Genomic DNA, 18982 nt, shown 5'->3' on the forward strand with positions numbered 1-18982 from the left:
GATGCCGCGGCGCGACGGGTTGACGGCGGTTCCCCGCCCGCTCGATCGCGCTCAGGCGGCGCTCGGACGAGCTCGTCCGACGAGGCCCGTGCGCTGCAGCAGGAGATACAGCATGCAGCCGAGGCAGACCCCGAACGCGGCGTTGAGGAATGCGGCGATGAACGCCATGGCAGCTGTGACGGGGAGCGCCCACGGCACGCCGAGAAGGTGGAGCACCAGGCCGATCCCGACCACGAAGAGTCCGACCCCCTGGGCGAAGCGCGGAGGACGAGGATCCTCGAGGTCGGTGGGGGGAGCGAGCCGGGGCGCGACGACCTTGCGGTAGAGCACACCCCATGGCGCCGTCCGCGGGGAGAGCACTCCCCACAGGAACAGCAGCGCGATGACGGCGAGCAGGAGGAAGCCCGGGGTCGACATGCGCTCGGCGACGGGAGCGTTCGAGAGAGCCCAGCCGTCCGGTCCGTACGCGGTCGACAGCCCCGTCAGGGTCAGGAACACGGCGACCAGCAGCAGCAGCGACGTGATCCCGGCCGCGAAGCGGGGACCGCGGGGGTCGATGCCGCGAGGGGTGGCGCTCGTCCGGTCAGACATCGGCACCCTCCGCGATGAGGCGGTTCAGTTCGAGCTCCAGCACCTCACGACTCGGTGTCCCACCGAACCGCGTCTGGATCACGCCGTCCCGATCCAGGACGAGCGTGGTGGGGGTCTGGAGGATGTGGAAGTGCTTGGCGATGTCGGGCCGGTGCGTCAGATCGACGTCGAGGTGGCGCACACCGGCATGCGAATCTGCGATGTCCGACAGGGTGCGGTGCACGCCGGGGCAGCGGGCGCAGAGCTCGGTGCTGAACTGCAGCAGGGTGGCCACCTCGCCCAGGGCGTCCGCGCCGAGCCGCTGCGGTTCGACCACCTCGTGCGCGATGTGGCGCTGCGGCCGGGACTGGCTCCACCGGATGAACGCACCCGCGGCCACGGTCACCGCGAGGAGTGCGGTGATGGCGACGAGCGCGGTGACCAGGTTCACAACTGATCAGGCTATATCTGTTCCGGCCGGGCGGGCGCCGCACCGCGATTGTGACGCTCCCGGCGTAACAGAGCCGGGACCCGGAGGGCGCGGTGGCGCGCGTCAGCAAGCCGGGGGTCTGGGGCGGAGCCCCAGAGAGTAACGTGGCAGCCGTGACCACGGCGATCCCCACTCCCTACGAGGACCTCCTGCGCGATGTGCTGGAGAACGGCACGCACAAAGACGACCGGACGGGCACGGGCACGACCAGCTCCTTCGGCCGGCAGATCCGCTTCGACCTGTCGCAGGGCTTCCCGCTCATCACGACCAAGCGGGTGCACTTCAAGTCGATCGCGTACGAGCTTCTCTGGTTCCTGCGCGGCGAGTCGAACGTGCGCTGGCTGCAGGAGCACGGCGTGACGATCTGGGACGAGTGGGCCGACGCCGACGGCGAGCTGGGGCCGGTCTACGGCGTCCAGTGGCGCTCCTGGCCCCGGCCGGACGGCTCGCACATCGATCAGATCGCGCTCGTCATCGACCAGATCCGCAGCAACCCGGACTCCCGCCGGCTGCTCGTGTCGGCCTGGAATCCGGCCGACATCCCCGACATGGCGCTCGCTCCGTGCCACGCGATGTTCCAGTTCTACGTCGCCGACGGCAAGCTGTCGTGCCAGCTGTACCAGCGCAGCGCCGACCTCTTCCTCGGGGTTCCCTTCAACATCGCGTCGTACGCACTTCTGACCCTGATGGTCGCTCAGCAGACCGGTCTCGAGCCCGGCGACTTCGTCTGGACGGGCGGCGACTGCCACATCTACGACAACCACGTCGAGCAGGTGCGCGAGCAGCTCACCCGCGAGCCGTACCCGTACCCGACGTTCCGCTTCGCGCGCGAGCCCGAGACGATCTTCGACTACGCCTTCGACGACTTCGTCATCGAGGACTACCAGCACCACCCGGCCATCCGCGGGGCGGTCGCGGTGTGACCTCGCGCGTCGGCCTCATCTGGGCTGAGGCTGCGGGCGGCGTCATCGGCGCCGCCGGCGGGATGCCCTGGAACGTGCCCGAAGACATGGCGCACTTCAAGAGCATGACGATGGGCGCTCCCGTCGTGATGGGGCGCCGCACCTGGGAGTCGTTCCCCGATCGCTTCCGGCCGCTGCCGGGACGGCGGAACATCGTGGTGACTCGGCAGGACTCGTGGGCGGATGCCGGAGCCGAGCGCGCCGCCTCGCTCGAGGCCGCGCTCGACCTCGCCGCCGAAGGCGACCCGGAATGGATCTGGGTGATCGGCGGAGGCGAGCTGTTTCGCGAGGCGATCGCCGGCGCCGATCTGCTGGAGGTCACCGAGCTCGACCTCGTCGTCGACGGCGACACCACCGCGCCCGAGCGCTCGGACTGGCGAACCGAAGCGGTCGACCCGGCGTCCGGCTGGCACACCTCGCGGTCCGGCATCCGGTACCGCTTCCTCACCCTCGCGCCCCCGACGCCGGAGAAGCCATGACGCGGACCGCTCTGATCACGGGGGCGAGTTCAGGCCTGGGTGCCGAGTACGCGCGCCAGCTCGCCGCGCGGGGCGCCGACCTGATCCTGGTCGCCCGCGACTCGGCCGCGCTCGAGTCGCTCGCCGGCGAGCTCCGCTCCGCGCACGGACGGCAGGTCGAGGTGCTCGGTGCCGATCTGCTCGATCCCGCGCAGCGCGCGCTGGTCGAGGAGCGCCTCGCCGATACCTCGCGTCCCGTCGAGATGCTCGTGAACAACGCGGGGTTCGGGCTCCCGCTCAGCTTCGAGCGCAACGACATCGACGACGAGGTGCGCCATCTCGCGCTGCACGTCGAGGTGCCGATGCGCCTCACCCACGCGGCGCTCCAGCCCATGCTCGAGCGCGGGCACGGCCGCATCGTCAACGTCGCGTCCGTCGCCGCGTTCATCCCGCGCTCCACCTACGGCGCCTGCAAGGGGTGGCTCGTCGCCTTCAGTCGCTGGGCCAACGGCCGCTACGCGCCGCGGGGCGTCACCGTCACCGCGGTCTGCCCCGGGTTCACCCACACCGATTTCCACGCACGCATGGGCCTGGAGGCCGGCAAGGAAGGCGTCGCGGACGCGCTGTGGCTGGACGCCCGCGACGTGGTGTCGGAGTCGCTGCGCGACATCGCCCGCGGGAAGGCCGTCTCGGTGCCGTCGCTGCGCTACCGGCTGCTGGTCGGCCTCACGCGGCTGGTGCCGCCGGGCCTCGCCGCGAGAATCGGCGAGAGCGGGCGCTGACGGCCCGCTGCGTGAGCGCACTCTGCGGCGGCGCCGGGCGCGGCATCCCGATAACCTGATCTCATGACGCACTCGGGCAACCCCTTCGGACAGGTTCTCGTCGCGCTCGTCACCCCGATGACGGCCGACGGCGAAGTCGATTGGCCCGCGGTCGAGAAGCACATCGACGACGTCATCACCGCAGGCGCCGACGGCATCGTCGTGACCGGCACCACGGGTGAGACCTCGACCCTCACCGACGCCGAGAAGCTCCGCCTCGTCGAGACGGGCAAGGACGTCGCGGCCGGCCGCGCCAAGATCATCACGGGCGGCGGCTCGAACGAGACCGCGCACGCCATCGAGCTCTACAAGGCGAGCGAGAAGGCCGGCGCCGACGGCATCATGATCGTCACGCCGTACTACAACAAGCCCACGCAGGCCGGCATCCTCACGCACTTCCGCCTCGTCGCCGACGCGACCGACCTGCCCGTGATCCTCTACGACATTCCGGGCCGCACCGGCGTTCCGATCAAGTACGAGACGATCCTGCGGCTCGCCAAGCACCCGAACATCCTCGCCATCAAGGACGCGAAGGGCGACTTCAGCGAGGTCAGCCGCGTGCTCAATCAGACCGACCTGATGTACTTCTCGGGCGACGACGCCAATGTGCTCCCGCACCTCGCGATCGGCGCGACGGGACTCATCGGCGTCACCGCCAACGTCGCTGCGCAGCCGTACCGCGTGATCGTGGATGCCGTGAACCGCGGTGACCTGAAGGCGGCGACCGCCGCGCACATGCAGCTCGAGCCGCTGGTGCGCGCCGTCATGACGCACGTGCCCGGCACGGTCTCGGCGAAGTACATCCTGCACGGCCTCGGCCGGATCAGCAGCCCGCGCGTGCGCCTGCCGCTGGTCGGCCCCGAAGAGTGGGAGGCCGCGAAGATCGAGGACGAGCTCGCGCTCGTGATCGATGTCCCCGGCGCCGACTTCTCCAACTTCCGCCCCGACCGCAACGCCGCCGCCGGCGGCGCGCTGCCGAAGGTCTCGGGCACCACCAGATGACACCGCGCGCCGGTGCACGCTCCCGTGCACGCCGGCGCGACAATCAAGCGGATGCCGCGGCATCCCGAGGAGGCTGACGATGCCCACCACCCCGTTCGACCCACCCGCTCTGGCGGCCGGAACCCTCCGCATCACGCCGTACGGCGGCCTGGGCGAGATCGGTCGCAACATGACCGTGTTCGAGTACGACGGCAAGCTGCTCGTCGTCGACTGCGGCGTGCTCTTCCCCGAGGAGCACCAGCCCGGGGTCGACCTGATCCTGCCCGACTTCGAGCCGCTCAAGGGCCGCCTCGACGACATCGTCGGCGTCATGCTCACGCACGGCCACGAAGACCACATCGGCGCCGTCCCGTACCTGCTCAAGCTCAAGTCGGACATACCCATCGTGGGCTCCGGTCTCACGCTGGCGCTGACCGAGGCCAAGCTCAAAGAGCACCGCATCAAGCCGTACAGCCTCACCGTCGTCGAGGGCCAGCGCGAGCGGCTCGGCCCGTTCGAGCTCGAGTTCATCGCGGTGAACCACTCGATCCCCGACGCCCTGGCCGTCGCCATCCGCACTCCCGCGGGCACCGTGCTGGCCACGGGCGACTTCAAGATGGACCAGCTGCCGCTCGACGGCCGCCTCACCGACCTCCGCGCCTTCGCGCGCCTGGGCGAGGAGGGCGTCGACCTGTTCCTCGTCGACTCGACGAACGCGGACGTGCCCGGCTTCACGCCGCTCGAGCGCTCGATCGGCCCCGTGCTGGAGCAGGTGATCGCCAAGGCGCCCCGCCGCGTCATCATCGCGAGCTTCTCGAGCCACATCCACCGCGTGCAGCAGGTGCTGGACGCCGCGGCCGCTCACGGCCGGCGCGTCGCGCTGCTGGGTCGCAGCATGCTGCGCAACATGACGATCGCCGAGGACCTCGGCTACCTCCACGTGCCGCAGGGCGTGCTCATCGACTACAAGAAGGCGCGGGACCTGCCCGACGACCGGATCGTCTACATGTCGACCGGATCCCAGGGTGAGCCCATGGCCGTCCTCAGCCGCATGGCCAACCTCGACCACGCCATCGAGCCGGGGGAGGGCGACACCGTCATCCTGGCCTCGAGCCTGATCCCGGGCAACGAGAACGCCGTGTACCGCGTGATCGACGGGCTCACGAAGCTCGGTGCGAACGTCGTGCACAAGGGGAACGCCAAGGTCCACGTGTCCGGTCACGCGGCGGCCGGTGAGCTCCTGTACTGCTACAACATCCTCAAGCCCAAGAACGTGCTGCCGGTGCACGGCGAGTACCGCCACCTGATGGCCAATGCCCGCCTCGCGCAGGACACCGGCATCCCCGCGGAGCGCACGATCATCGCCGAGAACGGCACGGTCATCGATCTCAAGGACGGCGACACCCGCGTCGTCGGCCAGCTCGACCTCGGCTTCGTGTACGTGGACGGCTCGACGGTCGGAGAGATCACCGACGCCGATCTCAAGGACCGCCGCATCCTGGGGGAGGAGGGCTTCATCTCGGTGATCGTGGTGGTGGACGCCTCGACCGGGAATGTCATCTCCGGCCCCGAGATCCACGCCCGCGGCTTCGCCGAGGACGACGCGGTGTTCGACAGCGTCAAGCCGAAGATCGCAGCGGCGCTCGCCGAGGCGGCCAAGTCGGGCGTGCGCGACCCGCACGCGCTGTCCCAGATCGTCCGGCGCACGATCGGCCGCTGGGTGAACCAGTCGCTGCGCCGCCGCCCGATGATCGTGCCGCTCGTCATCGAGGCCTGAACCCCGACATCTGGCCGGAGGCGGGCTGCTGCGTGGCTAAACTCGCGGCATGCCCGCCTCCTTCCGCGTTCGACCCGCCGTTCAGGCGGACGGCGCGTTCCTCGGCGACATGGTCGTGGACGCCGCCAACTGGCGAGCCGGCGACGGGCGGCCCAAGCATCAGGTCGTGACGGGGTCCGAGCACAGCAGGTACGTCGCGGGGTGGATGCGTCCGAGCGACGCGGGGTTCATCGCCGAGGATCCCCACGGTGCGCCGGTGGGAGCCGCGTGGTATCGGATGCTGCCGCGCGCCGAACCCGGATTCGGCTATCTCGGCACCGGCGTTCCCGAGCTGATCATCGGCGTGCGGCCGCTGTGGCGCGCGCACGGCGTCGGGCGGGCGCTGCTTCAGGAGCTGTGCGACCATGCCCGCGCGAAGGGCTACGGGCGGATCAGCCTGAGCGTGGAGCGAGGCAACTTCGCCGCGACGCTGTACCGCAGCGAGGGCTTCGCGGTGGTCGAAGCCGGACACGGACGCGACACGATGGTCAAGCGACTGCGCTGACCCGCTCGGAGGCCGCCGACAACCGGTGTGGTTCCCCGGAAAGTCGGGAGTCCGACGTACCGTGGGGGGATGGCCAGGAGCACCAGTCCGACCAAGAGCGGGCGCGCGCCGTCAGGCGCGTCATCATCGCGCGCGAAGAAGCCCGTGCCCGCACCCAAGCGGTACGTCGGCGACACCGACAAGCCGCCGGTGGCCGTTCGCGCCTGGATGGGGCTGGCGCATGCCGTCGGCGGCCTGTTCCGCGCGTTCGGACCTGAAACCCTCGAGAAGGATCAGCGCCGCGACGGGTTCCCGTTCCTGCTCGTGCTGCTGGCCGTCGCCGGCGCGGTCAACGAGTGGTTCTTCATCGGCAACGAGGTCGCCGGCACCATCAGCGCCTACACCGTGGGCGGGCTGATCGGCCGCGAGGCGTTCATCCTCCCGGTCCTGCTGCTGCTTCTCGCAGGCTGGATGTTCCGGCATCCGTCCTCGGTGCACGACAACGGCCGCATCGGAATCGGCTTCGGTCTGCTCATCCTGACCATCGCCGGCTTCTGCCACGTCGCCGGTGGCCGCCCGCAGCCGAGCCAGGGTCTTCCTGCGCTCAGTGAGGCCGGCGGCCTGTTCGGCTGGATGCTCGCCGAGCCGCTGGCGCTGGTGCTCACCGATGTCGGCGCGTACATCGTGCTGTCGCTGCTGGCCGTGCTCAGCATCCTGATCATCACCAAGACGCCCCCGAACCGCATCGGGCACCGTCTCGGCGATCTCTACGCCTGGATGTTCGGCGCCGAGCCCCGTGCCGACCGTCCGGCGGCGGAGACCCCGGCCGCGGACGATGAGGACCCCACGATCCCGTGGTGGCGCCGCAACAAGACGGGCCGCGAGACCGACCCCGAGGGTGACCTGGCCTCGGACGACCTCACCTCGCTGCTTCCGCCCGGGCCGGTCCAGGGCGGGTTCGAGCAGGTGTTCGAGCCGCAGACTCCGCCGGCGCCGGTGATGGCGGACGCGCTGACCGAGATCATCGACCCCGTGACACTGCCGGGCGCCGCGAAGCAGGCGGCCTCCGGCACGTCGCTGCGCGACGACACCGGGGACCCCCTCGAAGACGGGCTGCTTCCCGGACTCTCGGGCATCGGGTCCGAGGCCGCACCGTCCGCGCCGCTGTCGCCGTACCGGCTCCCGTCCGTCAACGCGCTGGCCGCAGGCACGCCGCACGTCGCTCGCTCCCAGGCCAACGACGACGCCGTGAAGGCGATCACGAGCGTCCTCGACCAGTTCTCCGTGGACGCCCGCGTCACCGGGTTCTCGCGCGGACCGACGGTCACGCAGTACGAGATCTCGCTCGGCCCCGGCGTCAAGGTCGAGCGCATCACGGCCCTGACGAACAACATCGCGTATGCCGTCGCGTCGAACGAGGTCCGCATCATCGCGCCGATCCCCGGCAAGAGCGCGATCGGCGTCGAGATCCCGAACACCGACCGCGAGATCGTGACGCTGGGCGACGTGCTGCGCTCGCAGAACGCCCAGCAGTCGACCCACCCGATGACGATCGGCGTCGGCAAGGACGTCGGCGGCGGCTACGTCGTGGCCAACCTCGCCAAGATGCCGCACCTCCTCGTCGCGGGATCCACTGGTTCGGGCAAGTCGAGCTTCGTGAACTCCATGATCACGAGCCTGCTCATGCGCGCGAAGCCCGCCGACGTGCGCATGGTGCTCATCGACCCGAAGCGCGTCGAGCTGACCTCGTACGCCGGCGTCCCGCACCTCATCACGCCCATCATCACGAATCCCAAGAAGGCCGCCGAGGCGCTGCAGTGGGTCGTGAAAGAGATGGACATGCGGTACGACGATCTCGCCTCGTTCGGGTTCCGCCACATCGACGACTTCAACAAGGCGGTCGTGGCGGGCGAGGTCAAGCTCCCCGTCGGCAGCGAGCGCATCCTGAAGCCCTACCCGTACCTGCTCGTGGTCGTGGACGAGCTCGCCGACCTCATGATGGTCGCCCCGCGCGACGTCGAGGACTCGATCGTCCGCATCACGCAGCTCGCCCGTGCCAGCGGCATCCACCTCGTGCTCGCCACGCAGCGGCCGTCGGTCGACGTCGTCACCGGCCTGATCAAGGCCAACGTGCCCTCGCGCCTCGCATTCGCCGTCACGAGCGTCACCGACTCGCGAGTGATCCTCGACCAGCCGGGCGCCGATCGCCTCATCGGCCAGGGCGACGCGCTGTTCCTGCCGATGGGCGCCTCCAAGTCCATCCGTGTGCAGGGCGCGTGGGTGAGCGAGCAGGAGATCGAGAAGGTCGTCAAGCACGTCACCGCGCAGGCCCGGCCCGAGTACCGACCGGATGTCGCCGTCGCGGCCGAGAAGAAGGAGATCGACGCCGACATCGGCGACGACCTCGAGCTGCTCCTCGCCGCGACCGAGCTCGTGGTGTCGACCCAGTTCGGCTCGACCTCGATGCTGCAGCGCAAGCTGCGCGTGGGCTTCGCCAAGGCCGGCCGCCTCATGGATCTGCTCGAGTCGCGCGAGATCGTCGGCCCCTCCGAGGGATCGAAGGCACGCGACGTCCTCGTCACCGTCGAGCAGCTGCCGGCGATCCTCGCCCGGCTGCGCGGCGATGACGCTCCGGCGGCCCCGGCGGCCGGAGCAGACCCGTACGGCCCCGATGCCGTCGACACGCAGTTCGATGGCCTGCCGGTCGTCGAGAGCGAGGGTGACGAAGATGCCTGGGGACTCACCGGACGCGACTGACCCGGCCGGATCGCATCCGGCCGGGCAACTAGGCTCGGGCGCATGACGATCCCCAGGCAGCTCCCGAACGCCATCACCATCGTGCGCATCCTGTGCGCCCCGGTGTTCCTCTGGATGCTTCTCGCCGACGGGGGAGCCGACGGTCCGCTGCGGTGGTGGGCAGCCGCGCTGTTCATCGTGGCGATCGCGACCGACGGGATCGACGGCTATCTCGCCCGGCGCCACGACATCGTGAGCGACCTGGGCAAGCTCCTCGATCCCATCGCCGACAAGGTGCTGACCGGGTTCGCGTTCATTGGGCTGTCGATCCTCGGCGAGCTGCCGTGGTGGATCACCGTCATCGTGCTCGTCCGCGAGGTGGGCATCACCGTGCACCGCCTGATCGTCGCCAGTGATCACGTCGTCGCCGCGGCGTGGATGGGCAAGCTCAAGACCCTCGTCCAGGCGGTCGCCCTGTCGCTCGCACTGCTGCCGCTGTGGACGCTCGTCGGAGAGTGGATCTGGTGGGTCAACGGCGCCACGATGACGCTCGCCGTCGTGCTGACCGTCGCCAGCGGCATCGACTACGTCGTGACCGAGGTGCGGGGCGCACGCCGGACCCGTGGAGTGGCGTGAGCGTCGCCGAGGAGCTGCTGTCCGCGCTGGAGCTGCGGGGATGGACGGTCGGCACGGCCGAGTCCCTGACGGGCGGGCTCGTCGTCGCGGCGCTCGTGGACGTCCCCGGCGCATCGGCTCATGTCCGTGGCGGAGTCGTCGCATACGCCACCGACCTGAAGGCCACGGTGCTCGGCGTCGATGAGGGACTGCTGGCCCGGGTCGGAGCGGTCGACGCCTCGGTCGCCGGCCAGATGGCCGCCGGGGTGCGGCGGGAACTGGGCGTCGACGTCGGCATCGCGACCACGGGAGTGGCCGGTCCCGACGACGCCGACGGTCATCCCGTCGGGACGGTCTTCGTGGCCGTGGTGACTCCCGCGGCCGAGTCGGTGACGGCACTGCGTCTCGAGGGCTCCCGCGAGGACATCCGCGCGCAGACCGTGAGCAGGGCGCTCCAAGCGGCTCTCAGCGAAGTCCGAGCAAGCGCGGGCTGAGGTCGGGAACACTGCGCATCGGTTCTCCGTTACATTCGGTGATTCCCACCCATTCCCCAGTTCGCGGGTTTAGATTGGCATCATCCGGTGATGTACCGTTGTCCTCCCGGACAGCGGCGGAATCAGAAGTGAGGAGGGGGCCCACCATGATCCTGGTTCGACAGGAAATCGGCGAAGTGCTTCGCGACTTCCGCCAGCAGAAGGGTCGCACCCTCCGTCAGGTGGCGAGCCGCGCCAGCGTCGCCCTCGGCTACCTCAGTGAGGTCGAGCGAGGCCAGAAAGAGGCCTCCAGCGAGATCCTCGCCTCGGTCGCCGAAGCACTCGACGTGCCCATCTCGACGATCATGCGCGAAGTCGGCGATCGCCTCTCCGTGCTCGAGGGTCTGCAGACCTTCCCCGACGTGGTGCCCGACGACCTCGTCGCCTCGGTCGACGCCGAGCTCTCGCTGCGCTGAGCGCACCAGACCGAACGCCGCCAGATGCGCCGCAGTGAACTGGAGCGCGCCGTCTCCGACGAGTTCGGTCCGCGCGGCGGTGCGCTGATGTCCGATCTGGCGCTCTCGTCGCTGGGCCACCGCACCGCCGATGAGGCCCTGACAGCCGGCTTCGCGCCCCGCGAGGTCTGGCTGGCGCTGTGCGCGGAGACCGATGTTCCTCCCGAGCGCCGCTACGGCGCAGGACGCCTCGAGCCCAAGCGGCGCTGACTCTCAGGACGGCGTGTCGTCGAAGATCTGTTCGACTGGCGCGTAGGCTCCTGCACAGCAGGTGTCGACAGCGTGTCTGTCCACGGTGAGGGAGGAGCAACGACGGATGTCGGAGCCCACCCCTAGCGTGATCCACGTCAGAACGACACCTCACGCCTTGTCGCAGCATCCGTCCCACCGGGGCGGAGCGCGACAGCCTACAGGCGACGGAACGCGAGCATTAGGAGCACGTCATGCCCTCAGCAGTTGACCGCGAGAAGGCCCTCGAGTCGGCCCTCGCCCAGATCGACCGGCAGTTCGGAAAGGGCTCGGTCATGCGACTGGGCAGCGACGAACGCGCTCCTGTCGCCGTCATCCCCACGGGATCGATCGCGCTGGATGTCGCGCTCGGCATCGGCGGGCTTCCCCGTGGCCGCATCATCGAGATCTACGGTCCCGAGTCTTCGGGTAAGACCACGCTCACCCTGCACGCGATCGCCAACGCGCAGCGCGCCGGCGGCATCGCCGCGTTCATCGACGCCGAGCACGCGCTCGACCCCGACTACGCGCAGAAGCTGGGCGTCGACATCGACGCGCTCCTGGTGTCGCAGCCCGACACCGGTGAGCAGGCGCTCGAGATCGCCGACATGCTGGTGCGCTCCGGCGCCATCGACCTGATCGTGATCGACTCGGTCGCCGCTCTCGTGCCGAAGGCCGAGATCGAGGGCGAGATGGGCGACTCCCACGTGGGTCTGCAGGCGCGACTCATGTCGCAGGCGCTGCGCAAGCTCACCGGTGGCCTCAGCCAGACGAACACCACCATGATCTTCATCAACCAGCTGCGCGAGAAGATCGGCGTGTTCTTCGGCTCGCCCGAGACCACTGCCGGTGGCAAGGCGCTGAAGTTCTACGCGTCGGTCCGTCTCGACATCCGCCGTATCGAGACGCTGAAGGACGGCACCGACGCGGTCGGAAACCGCACCCGCGTCAAGGTCGTCAAGAACAAGATGGCGCCGCCCTTCAAGCAGGCCGAGTTCGACATCCTCTACGGCGTCGGAATCTCGCGCGAGGGCAGCCTCATCGACTTCGGTGTCGAGCACACCATCGTGAAGAAGTCGGGCGCCTGGTACACCTACGACGGCGAGCAGCTCGGGCAGGGCAAGGAGAACGCCCGCAACTTCCTGCTCAAGAACCCGGATGTCGCGGCCGAGATCGAGTCGAAGATCAAGGCGAAGCTCGGCATCGGCCAGCCGAAGGCCGTCGAGGCTCCGGCCTCCGACGAGCTCGCCGCGCGCCGCCCCGCCTGACATGAGCATCGACGACGGGGGCGAGCACGAGACGCTCGCCCCCGTGATCCCGCTGTTCGGCGGCCGCGTTCCACAGCGACCGACGCGTGCGACGCCGGTCGAGGACGACGCCGAGGACGATCCGGTGCTGCAGGCTGCGTTCGCCGCGGTCGACGCGATGTTCGAGCGCGCTCCGGGCAGCCGGGTGACGGCCGTGTCCGACGATCCGTCGGCCACTGATCGCGCCGACCTGTCGTGGCACCCGACCTGGTCGGCCGACCGCAGCCACCCGAAGTCCGACGAGTCGGAGGCCTCGCCCGACACGGAAGCCGCAGAGAAGGCGCTGCTGAAGAAGCTGCGCGCGCGTTCGCTCTCGGTCTCCGAGGCACGAGGGGTGCTGCGGGGGTTCGATCTCGATGCCTCCTCGACCGAGCAGGTGCTCGCGGCCATGGAGGAGTACGGCTACCTCGATGACGCCGCGCTGGCTGATCAGCTCATCCACGCCGGGGTCGATCGCAAGGCCCAGGGGCGACAGGTGATCGCGCAGACGCTCGCAAAGCGCGGCATTCCCCGCGATGTGGCGGATGCGGCGCTCTCCTCGCTGCCCGACGACGACTTCGAGCGTGCGCTGGAGTTCGCGCGTGGCAAAGCGCGGTCGCTGCAGAGCCTCGACCGCGACACCGCCCTGCGCAGGCTCACCGGTCAGCTGGCGCGCCGCGGGTACGGCGGCTCGCTCGCGATGTCGGCGGCGCGCGCGGCGCTGGACGAGAGCCCGGGCGGCTCGAGCGGCGTGCGGTTCCGCTGACGGGCACGCGCCGCCGAGCGGCCTCTCATCGGCGGCTCGTAGAATGGCACGCATCATGACCACCCCTTCGAACACTCCGACGATCATCGCGCCGTCCGACGCGGCGCGCGGCGCCGACGGCCAGGCGCGCACGTACGAGGTGCGCACGTTCGGCTGCCAGATGAACGTCCACGACTCCGAGCGCCTGTCAGGTTCGCTCGAGAGCGCCGGCTACGTCCGCGCCGACGCCGGCGAAGAGGCCGACGTCGTCGTGATCAACACGTGCGCGGTGCGCGACAACGCCGCGGGGAAGCTCTACGGCACGCTCGGACACCTGAAGTCCCGCAAGGACAAGCGCGAGGGCATGCAGATCGCCGTCGGCGGCTGCCTGGCGCAGATGGACAAGGACGCGGTGCTCACGAAGGCGCCCTGGGTCGACGTGGTCTTCGGCACCCACAACATGGGCTCGCTCCCCGGCATGCTCGAGCGTGCTCGCCACAACGGCGACGCCGAACTCGAGATCCTCGAGTCGCTCGAGGTGTTCCCGTCCACGCTGCCGACCAAGCGCGACAGCGTGTACAGCGGCTGGGTCTCGATCTCGGTCGGCTGCAACAACACCTGCACCTTCTGCATCGTGCCGAGCCTGCGCGGCAAAGAGAAGGACCGTCGCCCCGGCGACATCCTCAACGAGATCCGGCTGCTCGTCGACGACGGCGCTCTCGAGGTCACCCTGCTGGGGCAGAACGTGAACTCCTACGGCGTCGAGTTCGGCGACCGGCTCGCCTTCGGCAAGCTCCTGCGCGCCGCGGGCGAGATCCCCGGGCTGGAGCGCATCCGCTTCACGAGCCCGCATCCCGCGGCCTTCACCGACGACGTCATCGACGCGATGGCGGAGACCCCGGCGGTCATGCCCCAGCTGCACATGCCGCTGCAGTCCGGCAGCGACCGCATCCTGAAGGCCATGCGCCGGTCCTACCGGAGCGAGCGGTTCCTCGGCATCATCGACCGGGTCCGTAAGCGGATCCCGAACGCCGCGATCTCGACCGACATCATCGTCGGCTTCCCCGGCGAGACCGACGAGGACTTCGAGGACACCCTGCGCGTCGTCGAGCAGGCGCGGTTCTCGAGCGCCTTCACCTTCCAGTACTCGATCCGCGAGGGCACTCCCGCCGCGACGATGCCCGACCAGGTGCCCAAGGAGGTCGTGCAGGAGCGCTTCGAGCGCCTCGCCGCCCTCCAGGACCGCATCGCTCTCGAAGAGAACCAGAAGCAGCTCGGACGCGAGCTGGAGGTGCTCGTGTCGAACGGCGAAGGCAAGAAGGATGCCGAGACCCAACGTCTCACCGGCCGGGCCGAAGACAATCGGCTCGTCCACTTCGAGCTTCCCGCCGGATCCGAGGTCCCGCGTCCGGGCGATGTCGTCTCGGTCGTCGTGACGCACGCCGCGCCGTTCCACCTGCTCGCCGACAGTCCCGACGGTGCGCCGCTGCGCATCCGCCGCACGCGCTCCGGCGACGCGTGGGACCGTGCGCAGGCAGAGTCGTGCGGCATCCCCGCTCCCGCCGGCGAAGCCGGGGCACCGCGCGCAGTCTCCCTCGGACTGCCGACGCTGCGCATCGGGGTGTGACGACACCCGTGGCGGGAGGGCCGCCGCGGCTGTGGGCCGTCGTCGGCGCCACCGGCACCGGCAAGACCGCCCTCTCGCTCGATCTCGCCGAGCAGCTGGCGTCCACGGGGCGGCCGGCCGAGATCGTCAACGCCGACGCCATGCAGCTCTATCGCGGCATGGACATCGGCACCGCCAAGCTGCCCGAAACCGAGCGCCGCGGCATCCCTCATCACCTCTTCGATGCGCTCGACGTCACCGAGGAGGCGGCCGTCGCCTGGTATCAGGATGCCGCGCGCCGGACGATCGCAGACATCCACGCCCGCGGCGCCGACGCCGTGCTCGTGGGCGGTTCGGGATTGTACGTCTCGAGCGTCGTCTTCGACTTCCGCTTCCCGCCGCGCGACCCCGCCGTGCGCGCTGCTTTGGAGGCCGAGCTCGAGCAGCTCGGCCCCGGCGTGCTGGTCGCCCGGCTCCGCGACGCCGATCCCGCCACGGCGGAGCGCATCGACCCCAAGAACGGGCGGCGTGTGGTCCGTGCCCTCGAGGTCCTCGCGCAGGGCAGCTCGACGCACGGGGCGGCGCTGCCCGACGAGCCCGTGCTGTGGCATGAGCCGACGACGCTCATCGGCGTCGCCGTCCCGAGGGAGGATCTCGTGCCGCGGTTGGACGAGCGCGTCCGCGGGATGTGGCGCGACGGGCTCCTCGACGAAGTCCAGGCGCTGCGCCCGCTCGGCCTGGAGCGCGGTGTCACGGCACGCCGCGCCATCGGCTACGCCCAGGCTCTCGCCCAGCTGGCGGGGGACCTGAGCGAGCCGGACGCGATCGCCGAGACGCAGGCGCTCACACGGCGGTACGCCCGTCGCCAGGTCTCGTGGTTCAAGCGCTACGACGCGGTCACGTGGGTAGCGCCGGGGCACTCGGCGGCGGATCTCATCGCGGCGACCTGACGCACCGGACCCCGGATCACCGCCCCTACACTGGAGGGCATGCCGCAGACCATCTCGTTCACCAAGGGTCACGGCACGGGCAACGACTTCGTGATCATCGCCGACCCGGAGGGCACGCTCGACCTCTCCGATGACCAGGTCGCCGTCCTGTGCGACCGGCGGTTCGGGATCGGCGGCGACGGCATCCTCCGCGTCGTCCGCACCGGCGCCATCGACGAGGGCGCGCCGGCCGCGGCATCCGGTTCCGAATGGTTCATGGACTACCGCAACGCCGACGGGTCGAAGGCCGAGATGTGCGGCAACGGCATCCGCGTGTTCGCGCGGTACCTCGCCGACACCGGCCTGGCCTCACTCGACGAAGGGCCGCTCGCGATCGGCACGCGTGCGGGCGTGAAGACCGTCACCCGCAGCGATCTGGGGTTCGAGGTCGACCTCGGCCCATGGCGCGTGGAGCAGGACGACGTCCTGGTGCGCGCTCGGGGCATCGGCGCACCGCGGCCGGGGCTGGGCATCGACGTGGGCAACCCGCACATCGTCGTCGCGCTTCCCGATCACCGCGAGCTGGAGGGCCTGGATCTCACCGTGCTGCCGCAGCTGCACCCCGAGCCGCCTCGCGGCGCGAACGTCGAGTTCGTGGTGCCGAGCGACCCGCTGGTGCGCGACGGCGTGGGTTCGATCCGCATGCGGGTCTTCGAGCGCGGCGTCGGGGAGACCCTGAGCTGCGGCACCGGGGTGGCCGCGGCCGCCCTGGCGGTGCGGCACTGGGCCGGGCAGGCGGCGCCGGACCACTGGAGCGTCGAGGTGCCCGGCGGCACCCTCGCCGTCCGCATGCCCGAGGTCGACGGTGAGCGCCACGTGCTGCTGTCGGGACCGGCGACGCTGGTGTACTCCGGCGAGGTCTCGCTCGCCTGAGCCAGGTCCGGGAACGCCGTCAGGGCAGCGTGATCGGCCCGCTGCGGGGCGACCCGTGCCGGCGAACCTTGATCACGCGGAAGCCGCGTCCGGTGGCGGCGCGATGGACGCTGTAGCCGTCCTCGAACGTCGCGGCCAGCCAGCGCTGCAGCGAATCCGACCCGAGGTTGCGCTGCACGACCAGCCAGGCGTCCGCCCGCTCGTCGAGCCGGGGCATCCAGCGTTCGAGCAGTCCGTGCAGCTCGTTCTTGCCGACCCGGATCGGCGGGTTCGAGCGGATGGTCCGGAAGACGATGTCGTCGGGAACATCGTCGGGCAGCACGGCGTTGACATTGGACAGGCCCAGCGCGTCGGCGTTGCGGCGGACGAGGTCGAGCGCACGCTCGTTGACGTCCACCGCCCACACCGTGGCGCGCGGCGCTTCCATCGCGAGTGTCAGTGCGATCGGGCCCCAGCCGCACCCGAGATCGAGCAGGTTCCCGCCGGGAGGTGGCGGGGGAGTGTTCGACAGCAGCACGGCGGTGCCCGAGTCGACGTGATCGGGACTGAACACCCCGCCGGCCGTGGTCACCTCGACGTCGCGTCCGGCGAGCGTGACGCGGACACGACGCAGGTTCTCTGCGCTGGCGGGGGAAGCGCTGAAGTAGTGATCGCCTCCCATGGGTTTCGAGCGTAGCGGAGGTCCTCGCCCTCTCGGGAGTGCTCAGGCAATCCTGAGGAACGAGGCGGAGCCCCGGAGGCAAGCGTAGAATTCACGGATGCCGCGAACCCGCCGATGAACGGCGGAAAACGGCATCCTCGGAAGGAACTCATGACGGATACGACGACACCCCCCAGCACCGACGAGACTCCGGTGGACCCGGTGGATCGCGTGCTGGCACGTGCTGAGGCGCGTTCCGGAGTGCGCGTGTTCGGTGCCGCCCAGGCGCTCCAGGACGAGGCGACGGTCGCGCGCCCCGACAGCGACGGCGAGCAGTGGGACCGTGAGGAGCGCGCCGCGCTGCGGCGTGTGCCCGGACTGTCGACCGAGCTCGAGGACGTCACCGAGGTCGAGTACCGGCAGCTGCGCCTGGAGAACGTCGTCCTCGTCGGCGTGCACGCGCAGGGCGATCAGGAGGATGCCGAGAACTCGCTCCGCGAGCTGGCGGCCCTGGCCGAGACCGCGGGTGCCGTCGTGCTCGACGGCGTGCTGCAGCGGCGACCGCACCCCGACCCCGCGACGTACGTGGGCCGGGGCAAGGCGCAGGAGCTGAAGGACATCGTGGCCGCCGTCGGCGCCGACACCGTGATCGCGGACACCGAGCTCGCTCCCAGCCAGCGGCGCGCGCTCGAGGACGTCGTGAAGGTAAAGGTCATCGACCGCACGACCGTGATCCTCGACATCTTCAGCCAGCACGCCAAGAGCCGTGAGGGCAAGGCGCAGGTCGAGCTCGCACAGCTTGAGTACCTCCTTCCGCGACTGCGCGGCTGGGGTGACTCGATGAGCCGTCAGGCCGGTGGCCAGGTCGGCGCCGGCGGCGCGGGCATGGGATCGCGTGGTCCCGGTGAGACGAAGATCGAGCTCGATCGCCGCCGCATCCGCACGAAGATGGCGCAGCTGCGCCGCCAGCTGCGTGACTTCGCGCCCGCGCGCGAGGCCAAGCGTGCCGAGCGCAAGCGCAACACGATCCCGTCGGTCGCGATCGCCGGGTACACCAACGCCGGCAAGTCGAGCCTGCTGAACCGCCTCACCAGCGCCGGGGTTCTGGTCGAGAACGCGCTGTTCGCGACCCTGGATGCCACGGTTCGCCGGTCCGAGACCACCGACGGCCGCGTGTACACGCTCACCGACACCGTCGGCTTCGTGCGCAATCTGCCGCACCAGCTCGTCGAAGCCTTCCGCTCGACCCTCGAAGAGGTCGGCGACGCCGACGTCATCGTCCACATCGTCGACGGCTCGCACCCCGACCCGGCCGCTCAGCTCGCGACCGTGCGGGATGTCATCGGCGATGTCGGCGGGCGCGACATCCCCGAGATCGTCGTGTTCAACAAGTCCGACCTGGTCGACGAGGACACCCGGCTGCTGCTCCGCGGACTCGAGCCGAAGGCGCTGTTCGCGTCCTCGCGCACGGGCGAGGGCATCGACGAGCTGCGCGCCGCCATCGAGGCCGCGCTGCCGCTGCCGGCGGTCGAGATCGATGTCCTGATCCCCTACGACCGGGGCGACCTGGTCTCGGCCATCCACGAGCAGGGCATGATCCTCGCTCAGGGCCACGAGGAGGGCGGCACGGCGGTCAGCGCACGCGTCGGCGAGCACCTGGCCTCGCGCCTGGCGCCTTTCGTTCGCTGACCCGC

20 protein-coding genes are annotated in these 18982 nt (G+C 70.2%); 17 read left to right on the forward strand and 3 right to left on the reverse strand.

The window, feature by feature from the left end; genetic code table 11:
- Positions 1–51 precede the first annotated feature (51 nt).
- Both ASD56_RS15560 and ASD56_RS15565 read right to left on the reverse strand, forming a co-directional pair.
- A complete protein-coding gene (locus tag ASD56_RS15560) occupies positions 52–591 on the reverse strand; it encodes a DUF4395 domain-containing protein (protein WP_055967964.1) in 540 nt (179 codons plus the stop codon).
- On the reverse strand, positions 584–1021 hold the full coding sequence (locus tag ASD56_RS15565) for a TlpA family protein disulfide reductase (RefSeq protein ID WP_055967967.1): 438 nt from the start codon (positions 1019–1021) through the stop codon (positions 584–586). Before ASD56_RS15565 ends, ASD56_RS15560 begins: the two co-directional genes overlap by 8 nt.
- Positions 1022–1173: 152 nt before the next feature.
- Between ASD56_RS15565 and ASD56_RS15570 the strand changes: the two genes are divergently transcribed.
- The 16 genes from ASD56_RS15570 to dapF all read left to right on the forward strand — a co-directional run bounded on the left by ASD56_RS15570 (position 1174) and on the right by dapF (position 16648).
- Positions 1174–1983 (forward strand): thymidylate synthase, encoded by an 810-nt coding sequence (locus tag ASD56_RS15570; protein WP_200947534.1) that lies wholly within the window; start codon positions 1174–1176, stop codon positions 1981–1983.
- Positions 1980–2501: a dihydrofolate reductase gene (locus ASD56_RS15575; RefSeq protein ID WP_055967972.1), complete on the forward strand. Its 522-nt coding sequence runs from the start codon at positions 1980–1982 to the stop codon at positions 2499–2501. The genes ASD56_RS15570 and ASD56_RS15575 overlap by 4 nt, the downstream gene beginning before the upstream one ends.
- The gene (locus tag ASD56_RS15580) at positions 2498–3262 is read left to right on the forward strand and encodes an SDR family NAD(P)-dependent oxidoreductase (RefSeq protein WP_055967975.1); all 765 of its coding nucleotides are present in this window, start codon (positions 2498–2500) and stop codon (positions 3260–3262) included. The genes ASD56_RS15575 and ASD56_RS15580 overlap by 4 nt, the downstream gene beginning before the upstream one ends.
- Positions 3263–3325: 63 nt before the next feature.
- Entirely contained in the window at positions 3326–4303 is a 978-nt protein-coding gene (dapA, locus tag ASD56_RS15585; RefSeq protein WP_055967978.1) for a 4-hydroxy-tetrahydrodipicolinate synthase, read from the forward strand.
- A gap of 79 nt (positions 4304–4382) precedes the next feature.
- On the forward strand, positions 4383–6059 hold the full coding sequence (locus ASD56_RS15590; protein ID WP_055967981.1) for a ribonuclease J: 1677 nt from the start codon (positions 4383–4385) through the stop codon (positions 6057–6059).
- A 49-nt stretch (positions 6060–6108) separates the two neighbouring features.
- Positions 6109–6603, forward strand: a complete 495-nt coding sequence (locus ASD56_RS15595) for a GNAT family N-acetyltransferase (protein ID WP_055967984.1) — start codon at positions 6109–6111, stop codon at positions 6601–6603.
- 69 nt (positions 6604–6672) lie between these two features.
- A complete protein-coding gene (locus ASD56_RS15600) occupies positions 6673–9339 on the forward strand; it encodes an FtsK/SpoIIIE family DNA translocase (protein ID WP_055967987.1) in 2667 nt (888 codons plus the stop codon).
- A gap of 42 nt (positions 9340–9381) precedes the next feature.
- Positions 9382–9954 carry a CDP-diacylglycerol--glycerol-3-phosphate 3-phosphatidyltransferase gene (gene pgsA / locus ASD56_RS15605; RefSeq protein ID WP_055967990.1) on the forward strand — a complete coding sequence of 191 codons (573 nt, stop codon included), beginning with the start codon at positions 9382–9384 and terminating at the stop codon, positions 9952–9954.
- Positions 9951–10427: a CinA family protein gene (locus ASD56_RS15610; RefSeq protein ID WP_055967994.1), complete on the forward strand. Its 477-nt coding sequence runs from the start codon at positions 9951–9953 to the stop codon at positions 10425–10427. Before pgsA ends, ASD56_RS15610 begins: the two co-directional genes overlap by 4 nt.
- A 146-nt stretch (positions 10428–10573) precedes the next feature.
- A complete protein-coding gene (locus ASD56_RS15615) occupies positions 10574–10882 on the forward strand; it encodes a helix-turn-helix domain-containing protein (RefSeq protein ID WP_055967997.1) in 309 nt (102 codons plus the stop codon).
- A 24-nt stretch (positions 10883–10906) separates the two neighbouring features.
- A complete protein-coding gene (locus ASD56_RS15620) occupies positions 10907–11131 on the forward strand; it encodes a DUF3046 domain-containing protein (RefSeq protein ID WP_055968001.1) in 225 nt (74 codons plus the stop codon).
- Positions 11132–11364: 233 nt separating this feature from the next.
- A complete protein-coding gene (recA, locus tag ASD56_RS15625; protein ID WP_055968004.1) occupies positions 11365–12417 on the forward strand; it encodes a recombinase RecA in 1053 nt (350 codons plus the stop codon).
- A 1-nt stretch (position 12418) separates the two neighbouring features.
- On the forward strand, positions 12419–13201 hold the full coding sequence (locus tag ASD56_RS15630) for a regulatory protein RecX (RefSeq protein ID WP_055968007.1): 783 nt from the start codon (positions 12419–12421) through the stop codon (positions 13199–13201).
- A 55-nt stretch (positions 13202–13256) separates the two neighbouring features.
- Positions 13257–14807: a tRNA (N6-isopentenyl adenosine(37)-C2)-methylthiotransferase MiaB gene (miaB, locus tag ASD56_RS15635; RefSeq protein WP_055968009.1), complete on the forward strand. Its 1551-nt coding sequence runs from the start codon at positions 13257–13259 to the stop codon at positions 14805–14807.
- Positions 14804–15736 (forward strand): tRNA (adenosine(37)-N6)-dimethylallyltransferase MiaA, encoded by a 933-nt coding sequence (gene miaA / locus ASD56_RS15640; RefSeq protein ID WP_235565744.1) that lies wholly within the window; start codon positions 14804–14806, stop codon positions 15734–15736. Before miaB ends, miaA begins: the two co-directional genes overlap by 4 nt.
- A gap of 39 nt (positions 15737–15775) precedes the next feature.
- Positions 15776–16648 (forward strand): diaminopimelate epimerase, encoded by an 873-nt coding sequence (dapF, locus tag ASD56_RS15645; protein ID WP_055968013.1) that lies wholly within the window; start codon positions 15776–15778, stop codon positions 16646–16648.
- Positions 16649–16667: 19 nt separating this feature from the next.
- Here dapF and ASD56_RS15650 read toward each other — a convergent pair whose 3' ends face one another.
- The gene (locus tag ASD56_RS15650) at positions 16668–17309 is read right to left on the reverse strand and encodes a class I SAM-dependent methyltransferase (protein ID WP_055968016.1); all 642 of its coding nucleotides are present in this window, start codon (positions 17307–17309) and stop codon (positions 16668–16670) included.
- A 150-nt stretch (positions 17310–17459) separates the two neighbouring features.
- On the opposite strand from ASD56_RS15650, the gene hflX reads away from it, so the two are divergent.
- Positions 17460–18977 (forward strand): GTPase HflX, encoded by a 1518-nt coding sequence (gene hflX / locus ASD56_RS15655; RefSeq protein WP_055968019.1) that lies wholly within the window; start codon positions 17460–17462, stop codon positions 18975–18977.
- Positions 18978–18982: the final 5 nt, after the last annotated feature.

The sequence above is a fragment of the Microbacterium sp. Root166 genome (assembly GCF_001427145.1).
In the GTDB taxonomy this organism is placed as follows: domain Bacteria; phylum Actinomycetota; class Actinomycetes; order Actinomycetales; family Microbacteriaceae; genus Microbacterium.